The following is a 19,734-nucleotide window of genomic DNA, read 5'->3' on the forward strand; positions in this document are numbered from 1 at the left end:
TGTGCCATGGGCGCGAGGGCAGGAAAGGCCCGACGAGGCCGCGTCGTTGCGCGCCCTCTGGGCGGCGGCGCGCGCCTCTGCCTGCCGCAGCGGCAGGTTACCGCGATGTCAGCCGGACCGTCGGCCGATGCGAAGGCTGTCCGACTGGCCGCCCTTGTATGTTGGGCGAGCCGATTCAGACCTCCGGGCCATCCGGAGCACCCCACGAAGCGGCGCTTCGTGGGGACTCCTTCGGCCCTTCGGTCATCGGCACGCCTTAGGCGCCGTCATGGGCTCGCTGCGACAGAGGGCCGGACGGTTCAGCGCGTCACCGTGCCGGTGCGCGCATTCACCCGCACCTCCACCGGCGTGCCACTCTGGGAGGCGCGGAGGCGGATCGTCTCGCCCTCCCGGCCCACCTCCTCGACCCCGGTATAGCCGCGCTCGAGCAGCAGGCTGCGGGCCTGGCCCTCGGTCAGCGGCGGCTGCTCCCGCGGCAGGCCGGTCAGCGCGTCGATGCGGAGGTCGGGCACCTTCTCGCCGTAGCGGATGGCCTCCATCACCCGATAGGTGTCGCCCTCGCGCTGAAGGCTGCCGAGCTCCGTGTAGCCGCGCGCCCGCAGCACCGTGCGCACCTGATCGGCGGTGAGCCAGGCGGGGTCCGCGCGCTCCTGCTGCTGCGCGAGGGCCGGGCCCGCGAGGAGCAGGGCCAGGAGCAGGGTGGCAGGACGGCGGACAGGGATCATGGCGCGGCTCCGCAGGGTTGTCGCCGCCGGGCGGGCGATGCCGGGTTAACCGCGCCCGGCCGGGATGGTTCACGGCGCGGAGGGTAGGTGCGGCGACGCTGTCGCCGAAGCCGTTGCGCGCGGCATGGCGCGCACAAAGGCGTTTGCCGGCGCGGCCTTCCCGCCCTGCGCGCAGCGCCGCTGGTCGCCTTCGCTCAGTCGGCGTAGGCGCCCGCGGCCTGGATGACGGGCCGCCACCGGGCCACCTCCTCCACCAGGAACCGTCGGTGGAAGGCGATGGTCTGCCGCTCCTCCGACGGTACGTCGGTCAGCAATTCGGCATAGCGCTGGCGCAGCTTCTCCTCCTTCAGAGTCTCGCGCAGCGCGGCGGAGAGGCGCTCCTGGATCGGCTCCGGGGTGCCGGCGGGGGCGTAGAGGCCATGCCAGGTGCTCATGGCGATGCCGGGGAAGCCGGCCTCGGCGGTGGTCGGCACCTCCGGCAGGCCGGCCAGGCGCGCGGGGCTGCTGACGCCCCAGGCCTGCACGCGGCCGTCTCGGATATAGGGGATGGTGTTGGTCGCCTGGTCGCAGAGCAGGTCGATGCGCCCGGCCATGAGCTCGGCGATGGCCGGCGCGGTGCCGCGGAAGACGACGACGGTGGCCCGCGCCCCGGCCGCCTGCTGCACCAGCAACCCGCAGAGATTGGCGGCCGAGCCGAGGCCGGCAGTGGCGAGGTTCAGCGCCTCCGCCTCCGTGGTCAGCCGCTGCATGACGCCCTTGAGATCCTGCGCCGGGAAGCCGGGGCGCGTGACGATGGTCATGGCGGCGTCGGAGACGAGGCCGAGCGGCGCGAAGCTGCCGGGGACGTCGTAGGGCAGCTTGCGGAAGAGCGTGGCGCTGGCGGCCATGCCGATGTTGTTGATCAGCAGCGTATAGCCGTCGGGCTTGGACTGCACCATGCGCTGCGGCCCGACGACGGACCCGCCGATGCTCTCCACGACGACGGGCTGGCCGAGATGCTTCCCCATGCTGTCCGCGACGATGCGGGTGATGGTGTCGGTCGGCCCGCCAGCGGCGCCGGCGGCGATCAGGGTGACGGGGCGGCTCGGGTAATCGCCCAGCCCCTGGGCCAGCGCTGCGGGCGCGGCGAGGAGCAGCGGGGCGGCGAGCAGGATGCGGCGCGGCAGGCGCATGGACGTGGATCTCCCGTGGGTTCGTTCTTCCTTGTGGGGGAGCGGCCATGGCCGCTCCCGGGCCCGCGGTCAGTTCAGCCGCAGCTCCTTGATGTGCCGCGGGTCGGGCTGCAGGTCGCCGCGCTCCACGCGCTTGACGATCTCGGTCAGCGCCGCATTGGCTGGCGTGGCGAGGCCGATCGCCTGCGCCTTGTCCACGATGAAGCCGTTGAGGAACTCGATCTCCGTCCGCCTTCCCTTGACCATGTCCTGGCCCATGGAGGGGCGGTGCGCGCCGCCGCCGGGCTTGCTGGCCTCCTTGATCCGGTGCTCGTCGTAGTCGCGCTTCGCCGCCGGGTCGCCCTCGCCGGCGCGGGCGATGACCTCCGGGTCCATGTGGAAGATCTCTTCCAGCACATAGCCCAGCGCCTGGCCGGTGCGGATGGCCTCGCTGCCGAGTCGCGCGGTGAAGTGGCGCAGCGTGTCGTCCAGCAGGATCTCCTTGCTGATCAGCCCGGTGCTGGCGGACATGCCGTTGCCCATGGCGTTGATCACCAGCTTCGACCAGCGCTCGCCCCACAGATTCGTCGTGGTGAGCGCGCTGTCGGCATGGGCCACCAGCGCCGTCACCTCCTGCGCGCGGTCGGTGATGCGGCCATGCACCTCGCCGACCCGGAAGACAGTATGCGCCGCGCCGCCCTTGCCGGAATTGCGGTGGACATGGCCGGGCGTCATCAGCTCGACCGTGATGGAGGAGGCAATGGACCCGAGCGTGCGGCCCCAGCCGACCACGCCGGCGATGGTCTCCTCGTTCATGCAGTTCTGCAGGGAAACGCAATAGCCGCCCGGCGCCAGGTACTGCTTCACCATCATGGTCGCCCAGGCCGTGTCGTAGGCCTTGACGCAGATGAAGGCGATGTCGAAGGGCCGTTCCTTCGCGACCTGCTGCAGGTCGGTGATGTGGATCGCCTTCACCGGCACGGTGAACTCTTCCACGTCCTTCAGATGGGTGATGCGCAGGCCCTTCGCCCGCATGGCCTCGACATGCTCGGGCCACATGTCGACGAAGGTCACGTCCTCCCCGGCCCGGACCATATGCGCGCCGGCATAGCCGCCGACCGCCCCCGCGCCGATGATGGCGATGCGCTTGCCCATGGACGTCCCCTCATTCCCGTGGCGTTGCCGGCATCCTGCGCCGGGGCGGGGCGACCTCCAAGGGGGCTTGCCTCAGCGGGCGCAGGGAACATATAGTGAACTCCCAGAGAGCCCTGCTCCCCTCATGGACCTGCGCCACAAGCTCGAGATCCTCGCCGACGCCGCCAAGTACGACGCCTCCTGCGCCTCCTCCGGCACGGAGAAGCGGGACAGCCGGAAAGGCGGGATCGGCAGCACGGAGGGGATGGGCATCTGTCATGCCTATGCGCCGGACGGCCGCTGCATCTCGCTGCTGAAGGTGCTGCTGACCAATGCCTGCGTCTTCGACTGCGCCTACTGCATCAACCGCGCCAGCTCCAACGTCCCGCGCGCCCGCTTCACGGTGAAGGAACTGGTGGAGCTGACGCTGCACTTCTACCGCCGCAATTACATCGAGGGGCTCTTCCTCTCCTCCGGCATCATCCGCTCCCCCGACTACACCATGGAGCAGATCGTGGAGGTCGCGCGGCTGCTGCGGGAGGAGCATGGCTTCCAGGGCTACATCCACCTCAAGACCATCCCGGACGCGGCGCCGGAGCTGCTGGCCAGGGCGGGCCTCTATGCCGACCGGCTCTCGATCAACATCGAGCTGCCGCAGGAGCGGAGCCTGAAATCGCTGGCGCCGGAGAAGGACGCCCCCGGCATCCGCCGCGCCATGGCGCGCATGCGCCTGTGCATCGAGGAGGCGAAGGAGGCCAGGCGGGCCGAGCGCCGCGCCGCCGCCCCGCGCTTCGCGCCGGCCGGGCAGAGCACGCAGATGATCGTCGGCGCCGACGCGGCCGACGATCGCGCGGTGCTCGGCACCTCGGCCAACCTCTATGCCGGCTATGGCCTCAGGCGCGTCTACTACTCCGCCTATTCGCCGATCCCGGATGCGTCATCGCTGCTGCCGCCGGCCGCGCCGCCGCTGGTGCGGGAGCACCGGCTGTACCAGGCGGATTGGCTCCTCCGCTTCTACGGCTTCGAACTGGACGAGATCCTGGCCGGCGGCGAGGGCGGGATGCTCGACCTCGGCATCGATCCCAAGCTCGCCTGGGCGCTGAAGCTCCGGGACCGCTTCCCGGTGGACGTGAACCGCGCGCCCAGGGAGATGCTGCTGCGCGTGCCCGGCCTCGGCGCGAAGACGGTGGACCGGCTGCTCTCGGCGCGCCGCCACCGCAGCATCCGCAGCGACGACCTCGCGCGGCTCCGCCTGCCGCTCGGCAAGCTGCTGCCCTTCCTGGTCACCGCCGACCACCGGCCGCGCGGCGGCCTGCTGGACCGGACCGACCTGCGCGCCCGCCTCGCGCCGCAGACCGCCTTCGCCGCGCGCGCCCGGCCGCAGCAGCTCGCCCTGCTCTAGCCCATGCGTCCGCCCGCCCCTCTTCAGACCCCGCATTGCAGACCGGCATCATGTCCCAGGCCCTGACCATCCCGCAGGTCGCGGAGGCAGCGATGAGCGACGGCATCGGCATCTTGCTACCCGGCCCGGCCGATTTCGGTGCCTGGCGGCTGCAGGCCCGGCGGCTGCTGGCGGCCGAGGTGCCGCCGGAGCGCGTGGACTGGCGCGTCGCGGGCGAGAGCCCTGGCCTCTTCGCCGGCGCGCCGGCGCCCGATGCCGCACCGGTCACCGCCAGCGTGCCGCGCAGCTTCCTGGAGCTGGCGGAGATCGGCATCCGCCACCGCGACCCCGCGCGCTTCGCCCTGCTCTACCGCATGCTCTGGCGCATCACGCATGGCGAGCACGGCCTCATGCAGATGGCGACCGACGCGGAGGTCGTGCGGCTGCAGGCCATGGCGAAATCCGTGCGGCGGGACGCGCACAAGCTGCACGCCTTCCTCCGCTTCCGCTGCATCGAGACGCCCGCCCGATCAGCGGAGGACGGCGTCCGGAGCCGTGAATCGGCCGGGCCGGACATGGCCGGCCCGAAATACGTCGCCTGGTTCGAGCCGGAGCACCACATCCTGGAAGCGGAGACCGGCTTCTTCATCCGCCGCTTCGCCGGGCTGCGCTGGTCCATCCTGACGCCGGAGGCGAGCGCGCACTGGGACGGCGAGACGCTGCGCATGGGCCCCGGCGGCACGCGGCGGGAGGCACCGCCGGAAGACGCGCATGAGGAACTCTGGCGCGCCTACTATGCCAGTATCTTCAACCCTGCCCGGCTGAAGCCCGCCGCCATGCGGGCCGAGATGCCGGTGAAGTACTGGAAGAACCTGCCGGAGGCGCGGGACATCCCCCGGCTGATGGCCGAGGCGCCGCGGCGCGTGGCGGAGATGGTCGAGCGCGGCGCGACCCCCGCCGCCGCCCGGCGCCAGCGCAACCTGCATGTCCCGGCGCAGCCGATCGCGCCGCCGGACGTTGCGGAGGGCATGTCCCCCGACCTCTTCTCCCGCACCGAGGACCCCGCCGCCGCCCTCGCCGCGCTTCGCGCCGAGCTCGAGCGCCGCAACGACCTGCCGCCCTGGACCAGCAGCGCGACGCAGATGGTCTTCGGCGAGGGCCCGCCGGGCGCGCCGCTGCTCTTCGTCGGCGAGCAGCCCGGCGACGAGGAGGACCTGGCCGGCCGTCCCTTCGTCGGCCCCGCCGGGCGGCTCTTCGACCGCGCGGCGGTGGAGGCCGGCATCGACCGCCCCACCACCTACGTCACCAATGCGGTCAAGCATTTCAAGTTCAAGCCGACCGGGCGGCGCCGCCTGCACCAGAGCCCGGATGCCGGCGACATCGCCTATTACCGCCCCTTCCTGAAGCGGGAGATCGAGATCGTCGCGCCGCAGCTCGTCGTCTCGCTCGGCGCGACAGCGCTGAAATCCCTCACCGGCAAGCCGCTGGCCATCACCAAGGTCAGGGGCGAGGTGATCGAGACGCCGGACGGGCTGCGCATCTTCCCGACCGTGCATCCTTCCTACTTGCTCCGCCTGCCCGATCCGGAGAGCAAGGAGCGGGAATATGCCCGCTTCGTCGCCGACCTGAAGGCGGCGAAGCGGGAGGTGGCGTGATCCCGCGCCGCGCGGGCTGACGCGGCGCCGGTGGGCTAATCCCGGTTCAGCCCGGCGACCCGCACCAGCTCCGTCCATTTCGCCACGTCGGCGTCGATGCGCGCCCGCATCGACGCGGGTCCGCGCTGCTCCGGCGACGGCGCGGTGCTGGCGAGTTCCGCAAGCCGCGCCTGCAGCGCCGGGTCCTGCTGCGCCGCCTCGATCGCCGCGGCCAGCCGCGCGAGGATCGGGGCCGGCGTGCCGGGCGGCGCGGCGAAGCCGTTCCAGATCACCAGGTCGAAGCCGGGCAGGCCGGCCTCGGCAAAGCTCGGCACATCCGGCAATTGCGGGATCCGCTGCGCCCCGCTGACCGCGAGCGCCACGGCGGTGCCGCCGCGATGGCCGGGGATCATGGTCACGGTCTGGTCGATCACCGCATCCACCGTGCCCGCCGCCAGGTCGCTCAGCGCCGGCCCGGCGCCGCGATAGGAGACGAGCGTCGCCTTCAACCCCGTCAGGTGCAGCAGGTAGCCCGGGGCGAGATGGCTGGTGGTGCCGAGGCCGGCGGTGCCGAAGGTCGCCTTCTCGCCGCTGCGGCGGATGTGGTCCAGCAGCGCCGCCAGGCTGCGGATGCCGCCGCGCGGGCTGGCCGCCAGCACCATCGGCACATCCGCCACCAGCGAGACCGGCGCCATGTCGCGCCGCGGGTCGAAGCCGCTGTTGGGGTTGAGGGCATAGGCCACCGCCATGACGCCCATATTGCCGAAGGCCAGCGTATGGCCGTCCGGCTCCGCCCGGGCCGCGCGCTGCATGCCGATCAGCCCGCCGGCGCCGCCCACATTCTCCACCACCACGCTGCGGCCGAGCGAGGGGGCCATGGCCTGGGCGAAGAAGCGCGCCAGGGCGTCCAGCGTGCCGCCGGGGGCGGAGGGCACGAGGATGGTGACGGTGCGTTGCGGGAAATCCTGCGCCCGCCCGATGGCCGGCAGAAGGGGTAGGGCCAGCGCGGCGCGCCGGCCCAGTCTCGGTCGCATGACGTTCCTCGTGATGTCGTTATGCGACCCATCATGCCGGGCCGGCCCGGCACCGCAAGCGCCGTCCCGCGCCCACGGAGCGTGGTGCCCTGCCCCCGTGGGCAAGGGCCGGGCGCCCCGTCGCCGGCAGCGGCCCCGCAGGCGGAGCCGCCGCAGCGGCGGCAGCGCGTCAGGCGCGGCCGGCCATCTTCGCCACCGCATCCTCCAGCGCGCGGTCCAGCACCTCGATCAGCGTGTCGCATTCGCCGCGGGTGATCACCAGCGGGGGCGAGAGGACGATGGTGTTGGAATGCCGTGCGCCGCCGCCGGAGCGGCCGACGATCACGCCATGCGCCTTGCAGGTATCCACCACGCCCTGCACCAGCGCGCCGTCGAGCTGGACCTTGCTCTCGCGGTCCGTCACCAGCTCGATGCCGATCAGGAGGCCCTTGCCGCGGATGTCGCCGGTGATGCCGTGGCGGAAGAGCCGGTCCTTCAGCCCTTCCATCAGGTAGGCGCCCATGCTGGCGGCGCGCTCGGGCAGCTTCTCCTCCAGCATGATTTCGATGTTGCGGACCGCGACGGCCGCCGCCGCCGGGTGGCCGCCGTAGGTGTTCACCTGCATTACCTGGCGGGCCTCCGCGACCTCGCCGAGGAAGCTGTTGAAGACCTCGTTCTTCACCACGGTGGCGGCGATCGGCAGGTAGGCGGAGACGATGCCCTTGGCCACCGCCATGATGTCCGGGCTGATGCCCCAGTGCTGGTGGGCGAACATCTTGCCGGTTCGGCCGAAGCCGTTGATCACCTCGTCCACATGCAGCAGCACGTCGTACTTGCGGCAGATCTCCTCGACCATCGGCAGGTATTCGTCGGGCGGCACGGCGACGCCGACGGCGGACATGATCGGCTCGACGATCACCTCGGCGACCGTGGAGGGCCCCTCGCCCTGGATTGTCGTCTCGATCAGCTTGGCGCAGGCGATGCCGCATTTCCCGGCCTCGAGGCCGAGCGGGCAGCGGTAGCAGGTCGGCGCGGGGACATGGACGAACTCGCCGGCATAGGGCTCGAATTTCGTCTTGCGGTCGCCCATGCCGCCGGCGGCCAGCGTGGCCAGCGTCGTGCCGTGATAGGCGTAGTAGCGGCTGATCGTCTTGAAGCGGAACTCGCCGGGGAACTCGTGCTTGGCGTATTGCCGGGCGATCTTGAACCCGGCCTCGTTCGCCTCGGAGCCCGAATTGACGAAATAGACGTGGTAGTCGCCGCCCATCAACTGGTTCACCTGCTCGCCGAGCTGCGCGGCGGGCAGGTTGATGGCGGTGTGGGGATAGTAGGCCATGGCCTGCATCTGCTCGGCGGCGATCTGCGCGAGCTCCGTGCGGCCATAGCCGATATTGACGCACCAGAGGCCCGCCATGGCGTCCAGATAGGTCGAGCCGTCGGCGTCCACGATGGTGGAGCCCTGCGCCCCGGTCACCACCATCTGCTTCTGCTCGAGCGCCTTGTGCTGGACCAGCGGGTGCATGACGTTGCCCAGGTCCTGCTCGACGACGCGGCGGCGGGCTTCGGGATCGGGCTGGTTGGTGAGGGACATCGGGCGGCCTCGGCGGCTTGCTGCGAAGCAACAACGCTAGGACCGAACCCGCCCGCCTGTCACGCCCCCCTCTCGCGCTCCTGGGGCAGCCTATTCCACCTTGATGCCCTGGCTGCGGATGATCTCGCCCCAGCGCGCCCGCTCCGCCGCCACGCGCGCGGCGAAGACTCCGGGGTCGTTGGGCAGGTAGATCAGGCCCTGGGCCGCGAGGAATTGCTGCGTCTCCGGCAGCAGGGCGACGCGGACATACTCCCTGTGCAGCCGCTCCAGGATGGGCGCCGGCGTCCCGGCCGGGGCGATCACCGCATACCAGGTCGAGACGTCGATATCGGGGTAGCCGGATTCGATCAGCGTCGGCACATCGGGCAGTTGCGGCACGCGCACCGGCGTGGTGACCGCGAGCGCCCGCACCGCGCCGTCGCGGATCTGCGGCAGCATCAGCGGCAGGGTGTCGAACATCGCCTGGATGTCGCCGCGCATCATCGCCGGCAGGCTCTCGTTCGTGCCGCGGAAGGGCACGTGCTCCATGGCGATGCCGTCGCGCTGCCTGAACATCTCGAAGATCAGGTGCTGGGCGGTGCCGACGCCGACGCTGGCGTAATTGGCATGGCCGGGGCGGGAGCGGATCCAGGCGATGAACTCCGGCACCGTCTTCGCCGGCACGTCGTTCGCCACCACCAGCACGAGGGGCGAGGCGGCGAACATCACCACCGGCACCAGGTCCCGCCCGGCATCGTAGGGGATGTCCTTGAAGAGATGCGGGAAGATGGTCAACGGGCCAAGGTTGCCCATGCCGATGGTGTAGCCATCCGGGGCGGCGCGCGCGACCTCCGCCACCCCGATCCGTCCGCCGGCGCCGGAGCGGAAGTCGTTGACGATAGGCTGGCCGAGGGCGCGGGAGACCGGGTCGTTGAAGGCGCGCGCGACCAGGTCGTTCAGCCCGCCCGGCGGCCAGGGGACGACGAAGCGGACGGGGCGGTCGGGCCAGGCGCCCTGGGCATGGGCGATGGGGGCGCGGACAGCCAGGGGCAGGGCGAGGGAGGCGGCGAGGAGGGCGCGTCGTTGCATCTGCGAAGTCTGCGCGAGCGGCGGCGCCCCGCCAAGCCGTGCAGGGGCGAGACAGGCGCCGGGGCGGCATGTAGGCTGCCGGAATGACGCCCGAACTGCTCTCCCCCATCGGCGGCCGTGCCGCCTGGACCGGCGCCGAGCTGGCCCGCGACCCCTCCTGGATCATGCAGCTTCCTGCCGCCGCGGCGCGCGAGATCGACTCGGCGCTGGCCGGCCTCGGCGACCGCGCCCCGCCGCGCTTCGACGCCCGCGACTTCCCGCTGCCGGAGACCGCCGGCTTCCTGGCGCAGGTGGCCGAGGAGCTCGAGCATGGCCGCGGCCTGGTGCGCCTCACCGGCCTCGACCCGGCGCGCTACTCGCTGCCCGACCTCAAGCGGGTCTTCTGGGGGCTGATGTGTCATCTCGGCACGCCGCTGCCGCAGAACACCACGGGCGAGATCCTGGCGGAGGTGAAGGACGAGACCGGCACCGGCGCGGCGGTGGCCAGCGGCACGGCGCGGGCGCGCAGCCGCTCCACCGGGCCGCTGCGCTGGCACACCGACAAATGCGACCTGCTGACGCTGCTCTGCGCCTCCAACGGGATCGAGGGCGGCGTCTCCCGCATCGTCTCCACGGTGGCGGTCCAGGACGCCATGGCGGCGCGGCGGCCCGACCTGCTGGCGGTGCTCTACCAGGATTTCTGGCGCGCCCGCTCGGCCGACGAGGAGGGCGAGGGCATGGCCGCCCGCCCCTTCCCCATGCCGGTCTTCGCCCGCGGGCCGAAGGGCGACTTCACCAGTCAATACAGCCGCACCTATGTCGAGCTGGCGCAGGGCCAGCCCAGCGTGCCGCCGCTGCGGCCGGAGCAGGTGGAGGCCATGGACCTGCTGGCCGCGATCGCCGACGAGCTCTGCATCGAGATGCCCTTCGAGCCCGGGCAGATCCAGCTCATGAACCAGCACGTCACCTATCACGGCCGCACCGCCTATGCCGACGGCGCGGGCGGGAAGCGCAACCTGCTGCGCATCTGGCTGGCGAGCCCGCTCAGCCGCGCCCTGCCGGCGGGCCATGCGGACCAGTGGGGCGATGTGCGGGCGGGCGCGCTGCGCGGCGGCGCGATGCCGGGGAAGAGCGCGCTCGCGGCCTGATGCTCGGTCCCTATCGCAGCCTGGCTGCGATGGGAGCCCGGTGTGGCAGCTGCGCGCCGGGCAATACGCCATGCCGGCCAGCACTCATGCTGCCCGGCATGAGCCCTTGCCGCCACCGGCTCCGCGGTCCAGCCTTCCCGGCAACGAGGGCGGGAGGGAAGGCCATGAAGGTCGGCGCGGCCATGTTCTTCACCGACTATTCCATGACACCGGCGGAACTCGCCATGGCGCTGGAGGAGCGGGGCTTCGAGAGCGTCTGGGCGCCGGAGCATTCCCATATCCCGCTGGCGCGCAGCGCCGCCTATCCCGGCGGCGGCGAGTTGCCGAAGATGTACTACGACGTCATGGACCCCTTCGTGACGCTGACCGCCGCGGTGGCCGCGACGCGGACACTGAAGGTCGGCACCGGCATCTGCCTGGTGGTGCAGCGGGACCCGATCCAGACGGCGAAGCTGGTGGCCTCCATCGACCAGGTCTCGGGCGGGCGCTTCCTCTTCGGCGTCGGCAATGGCTGGAACCAGGACGAGATCGAGGACCACGGCACCGATTTCGCCACCCGCCACAAGCTGGCGCGGGAGCGGATCGAGGCCATGCAGGCGATCTGGACCCAGACGAAGCCCGAATACCACGGCGAGTTCGTGGCCTTCGGCCCGATGATGACCTGGCCGAAGCCGGTGCAGAAGCCGCACCCGCCCATCATCGTCGGCGGCGCCTTCCCCTGGGGCGCGAAGCGCGCGGTGCGCTACGGCAATGGCTGGATGCCGCACCGCGTGCGCAAGCACTATGCCGACGTGGCGGCGCTGGTCCCGCAATTCCGCGCCCTGCTGGCCGAGGCGGGACGGCGGGAGGAGGACTGCCCCATCACCATCTGGGGCGTGAAGGAGGACCGGGACGCGCTGCTCGCCGACCGCGACCTCGGCGTGGAGCGCGTGGTCCTCAGCCTCGATGCGGCCGGATCCGAGGCGATCCTGCCGCAGCTCGACCGCTGGGCGAAGCTGGTGGAGGCGGTGCGCTAGAGCAGATCGCCGCAGAGTGGAAACACTCGAAGGTGTGAATCTGCTCTGCAGATCAAACGCCTAGAGCACCGCCTCGGCCACGACCCGCAGCGCCTGCTGCGTCGCGCCGGTCAGGACCAGTGTGCCGAGTTTGCCGTCCTTCGCCACTGCCTTCCAGTCCTGCAGCCGGGCGCGGATGCGGTCGGGCGGGCCGACCAGCGCGATCTCATCGACCAGCCTGTCCGGCACCAGCGCCGCGGCGTCGCGGTGGCGACGGTCGAGATAGGCGTCCTGGATGGCGGCCGCGGCCTCGCCATAGCCCAGGCGCTTCGCATAGTCGTTGTAGTAGTTCTTCCCGCGCGCGCCCATGCCGCCGATATAGAGCGCGAGTTCCGGCTTCACCGCGTCACGGCAGGCCTGCAGGTCGTCGCCGACGCGGATCTTGGTATAGGGCGCGACGTCGAATTGCGTCAGGTCGGCCGCCTTGCCGGCCTTCGCCATGCCCTCCAAGGTCGGCTTCGTTATCAGGTCGGCGCCCTCTGGCGACATGAAGATCGGCAGGTTGCCGTCGGCGACCTCGCCCGCCAGCCGCATGCCGCCCGGAGTGATGGAGGCGCAGTAGAATTTCAGCGGCTTGCCATGCAGGATGCTCTTCAGCGGCTTGCCGAGGCCGGTCGCATCCGGCCCGTCATACGGAATGCGGTAATGCTGCCCCTGGTGCTCCAGCGGCCTCTCCCGCGCCACGATGGCCCGGATGATCGATATGTACTCGCGGGTCCGCTCCAGCGGCGTGCCATAGGCCTGGCCATGCCAGCCCTCCACCACCTGCGGCCCCGAAGGGCCGACGCCGCAGAGGAAGCGGTCCTCCGAGAGCTGCTGCAGCGTCATCGCCGTCATCGCCGCGCAGGCCGGCGTGCGGCCGGGCATCTGCATGATGCCGGTGCCGGCCTTGATGCGCGTGGTGCGCGCCAGCACCCAGGCGACGGGCGAGACGGCATCGCTGCCATAGCTCTCCCCGCACCACACACTGCTGTAGCCGAGGCGTTCGGCTTCCAGCACCAGCGCGGTGTCCACGCCGGCGCCGAGGCTGAGGGTGAGGCCAAGCCGCATGGTCAGAGCCTCCCCATCACCTCGTCGCGGAAGGCCCGCATGCCGGCGACCACCTCCTCGACCGTCGCGCCGGGGAAGGTCAGGTCCAGGCCCTGCACGCCCAGGTCGCGCATCGCCTTCAGGTCGTCCGCGATCTGCCCGGGCTGGCCGGAGAAGAGGCGGCGCTCGCCATCGCCCGCGGTGGCCGGCACCTCCGGCCCGTATTTCTGCACGCGGTAGGCGAGGCCGACCTTGGCGGGATCGCGGCCCGCCTTCTCCACCAGGCCGTGCAGCTTGGCGATGGCGGAGCGGTAGCGCGCCAGGCTGTCGAGCGGGAAGGACGGGTTGGTGCCGATGGGGTACCAGGCATCGCCGAGCTTCGCGGTGCGCCGCAGGGCCGGGCCGCTCTCCCCGCCCACCCAGATCGGCGGGCCGCCGGGCTGGACGGGCTTCGGTGCGAAGCCGATGTCGTGGAAGCGCACGAACTCGCCCTCGAAGCGCGGCGCGGCGGAGGTCCAGAGCTCCTTCGCCGCCAGGATGTATTCGTCCGTCACCCGGCCACGGGCGGCGAAGTCGGGGACCTGCAGGGCCTCGAATTCCTCCTGCAGCCAGCCCGCGCCGATGCCAAGCGTCAGCCGCCCGCCCGAGAGCACGTCGATGGTGGAGATCATCTTCGCCGCCAGCATGGCCGGACGGTGCGGGACCACCATGACCGAGGTGACGATGCGCAGCCGCGTCGTCTTCGCCGCCACGAACATCGCCTGGGTGAGCTGCTCGTGCCGCTCGCCGCGGCTGCTGGCCGGGAATTCGCCGGTGTCGGTATAGGGGTATTTCGCGTGGATGTCGGTCGGGATCACCACATGGTCGCTGACGGTGGCGTAGCCGTAGCCGAGCGCCTCGCCCTCCTGCGCCAGGCGGGCCATGGGCTCGGGCATCGCCAGCGGGCCGCCGCTCGGCAGGTTGAAGCCGATCTGCATCCTGTTTCCTCCCCTGAGAGTTTGCGGAAGAGCGCCCGTCAGCCCTGGAGACCGGCAGGAAAAGCGAATGTTTTCAACGGGCGTTCTTCCGCAAGTTCGATCTCTTCACACACTCTGACCCTGCATTGCATCCGGACGGGACTCTCCCCACGATGGAGGCCACCGGTGGGGGAGCGCAAGGGTGCAGGATCGGCTGGAGACCATGCCTCTGGACGCGCTGATGGCGGAGGCGGCGGCGCTGCGGGACGCGGCGCATGGACGCACCATCAGCTATTCGCGGAAGGTCTTCATTCCGCTGACGAAGCTCTGCCGCGATGTCTGCCACTACTGCACCTTCGCCGAGAGCCCGCGGCCCGGCCGCAGCGTCTACCTGTCGCGGGAGGAGGTGCTGGCCATCGCCCGCGCCGGCGCCGCGGCCGGCTGCACCGAGGCGCTGTTCACCCTCGGCGACAAGCCGGAGCTGCGCTGGCGGCAGGCGCGGGAAGCGCTGGCGGCGCTCGGGCACGAGACGACGATCTCCTACCTCGCCGAGGTCTCGGCGCTGGTGCTGAAGGAGACCGGCCTGCTGCCGCATGCCAATCCCGGCGTGATGACCCGGGCGGAGATCGCGGCGCTGCGGGAGGTCTCGGCCAGCCAGGGCATCATGCTGGAGAGCGCGAGTGCCCGGCTCTGCGAGCCCGGCGGCGTGCACCATGGCAGCCCGGACAAGCACCCGGAGGCGCGGCTGGAGGTGCTGCGCCTGGCCGGCGAGCTGCGCGTGCCCTTCACGACAGGCATCCTGATCGGCATCGGCGAGACGCGGGCGGAGCGGATCGAGGCGCTGCGGGCGATCGGCGAGATCCAGGCGCGCTACGGCCATGTCCAGGAAGTCATCATCCAGAACTTCCGGGCCAAGCCGCGCACCAGGCTGGCGGAGGCGCCGGAGCCCGACCTCGATGACCTCCTCTGGACCATCGCCGCGGCGCGGATTGTGCTGGGCGGGGCGATGAACATCCAGGCGCCGCCGAACCTCTCGCCCGGCGTCTACCAGCGGCTGGTCGCGGCCGGACTGAACGACTGGGGCGGCGTCTCGCCGGTCACGCCCGACCATGTGAACCCGGAAGCGCCCTGGCCGCATCTGGAGGAACTGGCCGCCCGCACGGCGGAGGCGGGCAAGGTGCTGGTGCAGCGACTGCCGGCCTATCCGGACTATGTCCGGTCGCCGGATACCTGGTTCGCGCCTGACGTGGCCGCGGCGGTGCGGCGGGCGAGCGATGCGGAGGGCTTCGCGCGCGGCGACGACTGGTCGCCTGGCGAGGTCGTGCTGCCGCGCATGCCGGCGCCGCGCCTCGCGGCAGCGGATGCCGGACTGGTGCGCGTGGTGGACCGCGCCGCAGGCGGCACGCGGTTGGATGCGCCCGACATCATGCGCCTGTTTGCGGCGCGCGACGCCGACCAGGCGCATGTGGCCGCCGCGGCGGATGCGCTGCGGGCGGCGGTCTCCGGCGAGACCGTGCGCTACGTCGTCAACCGCAACATCAACTACACCAATATCTGCGGCTACCGCTGCCGCTTCTGCGCCTTCAGCAAGGGCAAGACGCATGAGGCGCTGCGCGGCCCGGCCTATGACCTCGACCATGCCGAGATCGTCCGCCGCGCCGAGGAGGCCTGGGCCCGCGGCGCGACCGAGGTCTGCCTGCAGGGCGGCATCCATCCGGACTATACCGGCGAGACCTATATCGGCATTTGCGAGGCGATCCGCGCCGCGGTGCCGGGGATGCACATCCATGCCTTCTCGCCGCTCGAGGTCACGCAGGGCGCGGCGACGCTCGGCCTCTCGCTGCGGGACTACCTCGCACGGCTGAAGGAGGCCGGCCTCGGCACCCTGCCCGGCACGGCGGCGGAGATCCTGGACGACGAGATCCGCGCCATCATCTGCCCGGACAAGGTCAATACGGCGGAATGGCTGGAGGTGGCGCGCACGGCCCATGGCCTCGGCCTGCGCACGACCAGCACCATCATGTTCGGCCATGTCGAGGGGCCGCTGAACTGGGCGCGGCACCTGCTGGCGCTGCGCGACCTGCAGGCCGAGACCGGCGGCTTCAGCGAATTCGTGCCGCTGCCCTTCGTGCACATGGAAGCGCCGATGTACCTCCGCGGCCAGGCCCGCCGCGGCCCGACCTTCCGGGAGGCGCTGCTGATGCACAGCGTCGCGCGGCTGGTCCTGCACCCGCACATCACCAACATTCAGACGAGTTGGGTGAAGATGGGGCCGGAGGGCGCCGCGCTGGCGCTGCAGGCCGGGGCCAACGACCTCGGCGGGACGCTGATGAACGAGAGCATCAGCCGCGCCGCCGGCACGCAGCATGGCCAAGAATTCGCACCGGACCGGATGGAGGCGCTGATCCGCGGCATCGGCCGCCTGCCGCAGCAGCGGACGACGCTCTACGGACCGCCGCCGCAGGAGCAGCAGAGCCGGTCCTATGGCGCGGAGGAGCTTGCGCCGGTCGTGCAGACCGCGCCGCGGCGGAAGGCGGTGGCCTAGCCTTCCGGCGACAGCCGCCCCAGCACGCCCGACTGCTGCAGCCAGGCGAGCGTGCGGGTGCCGCGCGCGACCTCCAGGCCGGCGAACATAGCCACATCGGCGGGATGGTCGATATCCATCGCCACGCCCGGCAGCGGCACGATCCGCGGCGCGATCCCTTGCGCCCGCGCCGCCGCGAGGTGCGGGAAGTAGCTGTCATCGCCGAAGCGCAGCGGCACCGCATCGGGCGGGCTCAGGATGACGCCGTTCGAGCCCTTCTCGTCATGCGCGGGCGCGATGGTGAAGGCCGGCGGCGGGCCATGCGCGGCGAGCAGCGCCTCCACCTCCGCCGGCGTCACGGCCGGGATGTCGCCCGGCATGGTCAGCACGCCCGCGGCGCCCTCCGTCGCCAGCACCCGCGCGGCGGCGGTGACGCTGCCGGTATGGCCGTCCCGCGCGCCTTCGGTGATCACCCGCGCACCGCGGCGGCGGACCTCGGCGGTGGTCCAGTCGTCCAGTGTCACGACAGCGACGCCGGCGAGGCCGCGCGCGGCGCAGAGCGCGTCCAGCACCTCGCCGGCCATCACCCGCATCAGGGCGACGCGCTCCTCGGGCGCGAGGAGCGGCGAGAGGCGCTGCTTGGAACCCTGCATCTCCTTGACCGGGAGGATGGCCCAGATGCTCACCGCAGCGCATCCGCGGCGGTCAGCACGGCGCGCGCCAGCGCGATCTTGTCGTCCAGCGTCTGCATCAGGGTGCGGGCGCGGAACACGCGCGGCGCGATGCCCGATGCATCGTCGCCTTCTTCCATGACATAGCCGGTCAGCAGGTCGCCATAGCGCGCGGCGACCGCGGCGGCGGAGGGTGTGACGCCCAACTCCGAAAACATCTTGGCGGTCGGCCCCTTCACCGCCTGGCCCGCGATGATGGGTGAGACGGCGACCACCGGTGCGCCGCAGCCGGCGATCGCCTCGCGCATGCCCGGCACGGCCAGGATCGGCTCGATACTGATGAAAGGGTTGCTCGGGCAGATCACTACGGCGCGCGGGCCGGCGCGCAGGGCGGCCAGCACCTCCGGCTGCGGCCGCGCCCGCCCGGCGCCGGCGAAGTCCAGCGCGCGCACCACCGGCGCCGCGCGCTGCCGGACGAACCAGTCCTGGAAGTCGATCCAGCCCGCATCGCTGCGGATGCGCGTCCGCACCGGATCGTCGCTCATCGGCAGGATGCGCGGGCCGATGCCGAGGCGGCGGCGGATGTCGTCGGTGACCGCCGACAGCGTCTCGCCGCCGCGCAGCCGCTGCGTGCGCAGCACATGCAGCGCGAGGTCACGGTCGCCGAGGCGGAACCAGTCCTCGCCGCCCAGCGCCGCCAGGGTCTCCATGAAGGACCAGGTCTCGTCCGCCCGCCCCCAGCCCAGCACGGGGTTGTCGAGGCCCGCGAGGGTATAGGTCAGCGTGTCGATGTCCGGGCAGATGGTCAGGCCATGATGCTCGAAGTCGTCGCCGGTATTGGCGACGACCAGCAGGCCCGAAGGCGGCAGGACTTTCGACAGGCCGAGCGCGAGCTTCGCGCCGCCGATGCCGCCCGACAGCGCGACGATCACCGGAACAGGTCCTCCGCCCCCACCCGCACCAGCTCCGAGGCCGGCGCGGCCGGCGCGTCCCAGGCCAGGCCGCGCAGCAGCACCGCCGGCTGTCCTTCCGCCCCCTGCCCCATGACCAGCCCGGCGGCGGCCGCGATCTCGTCGGCAAAGCCGGTGATGCTGACCTGCAGCGTCCGCCCGAACAGGTCCGGCTGGCCGCGCAGGTCGAGCAGCGCGGGCAGGCCGGCCGCGCCGATCGCGATGCCGACGGTCCCTCGCCGCCAGGCACGGCCGAAGCTGTCGGTGATCACCACCGCCAAGCCCAGCCGCGCCGAGAGCCGCGCGGCGCTGGCATCCGGGTCGACCGGCAGCAGCAGCGCATGCCCCTCCTGCCCCACATTCGACTGGTCGATGCCCGCATTGGCCATGACGAAGCCGAGCCGATGCTCGACGATGATCAGGTTGGGCCGGGCACGGACGACGCGCCGGCTCTCCGACAGGATCAGCTCGACCAACCGCGGGTCCTTGCCCGTCTTCTCCGCCAGCGCCCGCGCAGCGGCGGAGGGCGCGACGGAAGCGAGCGGCACGCTCCGCCCCTCCGCCTTGCTGACCACCTTCTGCGCCACCGCCAGCACGTCGCCCGGCTGCGGCGAGAGGCCGGCGCGCGCCATCCCCTCGGCCAGCAGCGCGCCCAGGTCGTCGCCCGCCTGCACCATCGGCAGGCCGGGCAGCGCGGTCAGGCTCAGCGAGGCACTCACCCGAAGCGGCGGCGCAGCAGGGGCAGCACGCGCTCCCCGAACAGGGTCAGGAAGCGCGCCTGGTCGGGGCCGGGCGCGTGGAAGACCAGGTGGTTGAAGCCGAGGCCGACGTAGTAGCCGATCCTCTCCACCATCTCCCCGGGGTCGTCGGAGACGATCCAGCGGCTCGCCGCGCGCTCGAGCGGCAGGGCATCCGCCAGGCGCTCCATCTCCGCGGGGTCCTCGACATGCATCTTCTCCTCCGGCGAGAGGGCGAGCGCCGCCCAGTGCCGCGTATCCTCCAGCGCGCGCTGCCGATCGGTGTCGAATGATACCTTCACCTCGATCATCCGCTCGTAGCCGGGTTTGCTGGCGCCCGAGGCCTCGATGCCCGCGGCGACGTTCGGCAGCAGCGTCTCGGTATAGAGGTCCTCCTTCTTGCCCGAGGTGCAGATGAAGCCGTCGCCGGCGCGGCCGGCGTATTTCGCCACCAGCGCGCCGGCGGCCGCGACATAGACCGGCACCGGCGCCTGCGGCCGGTCGTAGATCGTCGCCTTCTCCGTCCGGTAGTACTGGCCCTCGAAGCTGACGCGTTCCTCGGTCCAGAGCTTGCGCATCAACTGCACCGCCTCCCGCATCCGGGCGAAGCGCTCCTTGAACTCCGGCCAGGGCTGGCCGGTGGAGGGCACCTCGTTCAGCCCCTCGCCCGTGCCGATGCCGAGGATGACGCGGTTCGGGAACATCGCGCCCAGCGTCCCGAAGGCCTGCGCGACGATGGAGGGGTGGTAGCGGAAGGTCGGGGTCAGCACGCTCGTGCCCATGACGAGCTTCTGCGTCCGCGCCCCCAGCGCGCCGAGCCAGACCAGGGAGTTCGGCGCATGGCCGTCGGTGTGCTTCCAGGGCTGGAAATGGTCGGAGATGAAGCAGGATTCGAAGCCCGCCTGCTCCGCCAGCACGCCGAATTCCAGCAGTTGCGACGGCGCGAATTGCTCGGCCGAGGCCTTGTAGCCGTAGCGGATCATGCGCG

17 protein-coding genes are annotated in these 19,734 nt (G+C 71.7%); 5 read left to right on the forward strand and 12 right to left on the reverse strand.

Annotation, left to right across the window (positions count from 1 at the left end; all coding sequences use genetic code 11):
- Positions 1–299: 299 nt before the first annotated feature.
- From Q7A36_RS12855 to Q7A36_RS12865, 3 genes are all read right to left on the reverse strand, one after another.
- Entirely contained in the window at positions 300–725 is a 426-nt protein-coding gene (locus tag Q7A36_RS12855) for a PepSY domain-containing protein (protein ID WP_305104098.1), read from the reverse strand.
- Between the two features lie 194 nt (positions 726–919).
- Entirely contained in the window at positions 920–1,897 is a 978-nt protein-coding gene (locus Q7A36_RS12860; RefSeq protein ID WP_305104099.1) for a tripartite tricarboxylate transporter substrate-binding protein, read from the reverse strand.
- A gap of 69 nt (positions 1,898–1,966) precedes the next feature.
- A complete protein-coding gene (locus tag Q7A36_RS12865; RefSeq protein ID WP_305104100.1) occupies positions 1,967–3,031 on the reverse strand; it encodes a ketopantoate reductase family protein in 1,065 nt (354 codons plus the stop codon).
- Positions 3,032–3,155: 124 nt separating this feature from the next.
- Here Q7A36_RS12865 and Q7A36_RS12870 point away from each other — a divergent pair, with 124 nt between their 5' ends.
- Positions 3,156–4,412, forward strand: a complete 1,257-nt coding sequence (locus Q7A36_RS12870; RefSeq protein ID WP_305104101.1) for a putative DNA modification/repair radical SAM protein — start codon at positions 3,156–3,158, stop codon at positions 4,410–4,412.
- A gap of 50 nt (positions 4,413–4,462) precedes the next feature.
- A complete protein-coding gene (locus Q7A36_RS12875) occupies positions 4,463–6,046 on the forward strand; it encodes a UdgX family uracil-DNA binding protein (protein WP_305104102.1) in 1,584 nt (527 codons plus the stop codon).
- Positions 6,047–6,081: 35 nt separating this feature from the next.
- Here the strand turns inward: Q7A36_RS12875 and Q7A36_RS12880 are convergent, their stop codons facing one another.
- The 3 genes from Q7A36_RS12880 to Q7A36_RS12890 form a co-directional block, all read right to left on the reverse strand.
- On the reverse strand, positions 6,082–7,059 hold the full coding sequence (locus Q7A36_RS12880) for a Bug family tripartite tricarboxylate transporter substrate binding protein (RefSeq protein ID WP_305104103.1): 978 nt from the start codon (positions 7,057–7,059) through the stop codon (positions 6,082–6,084).
- Positions 7,060–7,228: 169 nt separating this feature from the next.
- Positions 7,229–8,629 carry an aminotransferase gene (locus Q7A36_RS12885; RefSeq protein WP_305104104.1) on the reverse strand — a complete coding sequence of 467 codons (1,401 nt, stop codon included), beginning with the start codon at positions 8,627–8,629 and terminating at the stop codon, positions 7,229–7,231.
- Positions 8,630–8,719: 90 nt separating this feature from the next.
- On the reverse strand, positions 8,720–9,697 hold the full coding sequence (locus Q7A36_RS12890; RefSeq protein WP_305104105.1) for a Bug family tripartite tricarboxylate transporter substrate binding protein: 978 nt from the start codon (positions 9,695–9,697) through the stop codon (positions 8,720–8,722).
- A gap of 83 nt (positions 9,698–9,780) precedes the next feature.
- Between Q7A36_RS12890 and Q7A36_RS12895 the strand changes: the two genes are divergently transcribed.
- Positions 9,781–10,824: a TauD/TfdA family dioxygenase gene (locus Q7A36_RS12895; protein WP_305104106.1), complete on the forward strand. Its 1,044-nt coding sequence runs from the start codon at positions 9,781–9,783 to the stop codon at positions 10,822–10,824.
- 164 nt (positions 10,825–10,988) lie between these two features.
- A complete protein-coding gene (locus Q7A36_RS12900) occupies positions 10,989–11,840 on the forward strand; it encodes an LLM class F420-dependent oxidoreductase (RefSeq protein WP_305104107.1) in 852 nt (283 codons plus the stop codon).
- Positions 11,841–11,900: 60 nt separating this feature from the next.
- Here the strand turns inward: Q7A36_RS12900 and Q7A36_RS12905 are convergent, their stop codons facing one another.
- Together Q7A36_RS12905 and Q7A36_RS12910 are read right to left on the reverse strand one after the other, a co-directional pair.
- Positions 11,901–12,929: an LLM class F420-dependent oxidoreductase gene (locus Q7A36_RS12905; protein WP_305104108.1), complete on the reverse strand. Its 1,029-nt coding sequence runs from the start codon at positions 12,927–12,929 to the stop codon at positions 11,901–11,903.
- Between the two features lie 2 nt (positions 12,930–12,931).
- Complete coding sequence (locus Q7A36_RS12910) at positions 12,932–13,885, reverse strand: TIGR03619 family F420-dependent LLM class oxidoreductase (protein WP_305104109.1); 954 nt, start codon at positions 13,883–13,885, stop codon at positions 12,932–12,934.
- Positions 13,886–14,066: 181 nt separating this feature from the next.
- Between Q7A36_RS12910 and cofH the strand changes: the two genes are divergently transcribed.
- Complete coding sequence (gene cofH, locus Q7A36_RS12915) at positions 14,067–16,409, forward strand: 5-amino-6-(D-ribitylamino)uracil--L-tyrosine 4-hydroxyphenyl transferase CofH (RefSeq protein WP_305104110.1); 2,343 nt, start codon at positions 14,067–14,069, stop codon at positions 16,407–16,409.
- Here the strand turns inward: cofH and cofC are convergent.
- The 4 genes from cofC to fgd are packed head-to-tail and all read right to left on the reverse strand — an operon-like array spanning position 16,406 to position 19,729.
- Complete coding sequence (cofC, locus tag Q7A36_RS12920) at positions 16,406–17,074, reverse strand: 2-phospho-L-lactate guanylyltransferase (protein ID WP_305104111.1); 669 nt, start codon at positions 17,072–17,074, stop codon at positions 16,406–16,408. The two genes, cofH and cofC, sit on opposite strands and share 4 nt — an antisense overlap.
- Positions 17,071–17,991 carry a 2-phospho-L-lactate transferase gene (gene cofD, locus Q7A36_RS12925; RefSeq protein WP_305104112.1) on the reverse strand — a complete coding sequence of 307 codons (921 nt, stop codon included), beginning with the start codon at positions 17,989–17,991 and terminating at the stop codon, positions 17,071–17,073. Before cofD ends, cofC begins: the two co-directional genes overlap by 4 nt.
- Positions 17,988–18,728 (reverse strand): coenzyme F420-0:L-glutamate ligase, encoded by a 741-nt coding sequence (cofE, locus tag Q7A36_RS12930; RefSeq protein ID WP_305104113.1) that lies wholly within the window; start codon positions 18,726–18,728, stop codon positions 17,988–17,990. Before cofE ends, cofD begins: the two co-directional genes overlap by 4 nt.
- Positions 18,725–19,729 carry a glucose-6-phosphate dehydrogenase (coenzyme-F420) gene (gene fgd / locus Q7A36_RS12935; RefSeq protein WP_305104114.1) on the reverse strand — a complete coding sequence of 335 codons (1,005 nt, stop codon included), beginning with the start codon at positions 19,727–19,729 and terminating at the stop codon, positions 18,725–18,727. Before fgd ends, cofE begins: the two co-directional genes overlap by 4 nt.
- Between the last annotated feature and the right edge of the window lie 5 nt (positions 19,730–19,734).

The organism is Paracraurococcus lichenis, from assembly GCF_030657435.1.
Lineage (GTDB): Bacteria > Pseudomonadota > Alphaproteobacteria > Acetobacterales > Acetobacteraceae > Paracraurococcus > Paracraurococcus lichenis.

Coding starts and splice junctions, on each gene's coding strand:
- Q7A36_RS12855 (WP_305104098.1), bottom strand. CDS start 725: ATGATCCCTGTCCGCCGTCCTGCCACCCTGCTCCTGGCCCTGCTCCTC.
- Q7A36_RS12860 (WP_305104099.1), bottom strand. CDS start 1,897: ATGCGCCTGCCGCGCCGCATCCTGCTCGCCGCCCCGCTGCTCCTCGCC.
- Q7A36_RS12865 (WP_305104100.1), bottom strand. CDS start 3,031: ATGGGCAAGCGCATCGCCATCATCGGCGCGGGGGCGGTCGGCGGCTAT.
- Q7A36_RS12870 (WP_305104101.1), top strand. CDS start 3,156: ATGGACCTGCGCCACAAGCTCGAGATCCTCGCCGACGCCGCCAAGTAC.
- Q7A36_RS12875 (WP_305104102.1), top strand. CDS start 4,463: ATGTCCCAGGCCCTGACCATCCCGCAGGTCGCGGAGGCAGCGATGAGC.
- Q7A36_RS12880 (WP_305104103.1), bottom strand. CDS start 7,059: ATGCGACCGAGACTGGGCCGGCGCGCCGCGCTGGCCCTACCCCTTCTG.
- Q7A36_RS12885 (WP_305104104.1), bottom strand. CDS start 8,629: ATGTCCCTCACCAACCAGCCCGATCCCGAAGCCCGCCGCCGCGTCGTC.
- Q7A36_RS12890 (WP_305104105.1), bottom strand. CDS start 9,697: ATGCAACGACGCGCCCTCCTCGCCGCCTCCCTCGCCCTGCCCCTGGCT.
- Q7A36_RS12895 (WP_305104106.1), top strand. CDS start 9,781: ATGACGCCCGAACTGCTCTCCCCCATCGGCGGCCGTGCCGCCTGGACC.
- Q7A36_RS12900 (WP_305104107.1), top strand. CDS start 10,989: ATGAAGGTCGGCGCGGCCATGTTCTTCACCGACTATTCCATGACACCG.
- Q7A36_RS12905 (WP_305104108.1), bottom strand. CDS start 12,929: ATGCGGCTTGGCCTCACCCTCAGCCTCGGCGCCGGCGTGGACACCGCG.
- Q7A36_RS12910 (WP_305104109.1), bottom strand. CDS start 13,885: ATGCAGATCGGCTTCAACCTGCCGAGCGGCGGCCCGCTGGCGATGCCC.
- fgd (WP_305104114.1), bottom strand. CDS start 19,729: ATGATCCGCTACGGCTACAAGGCCTCGGCCGAGCAATTCGCGCCGTCG.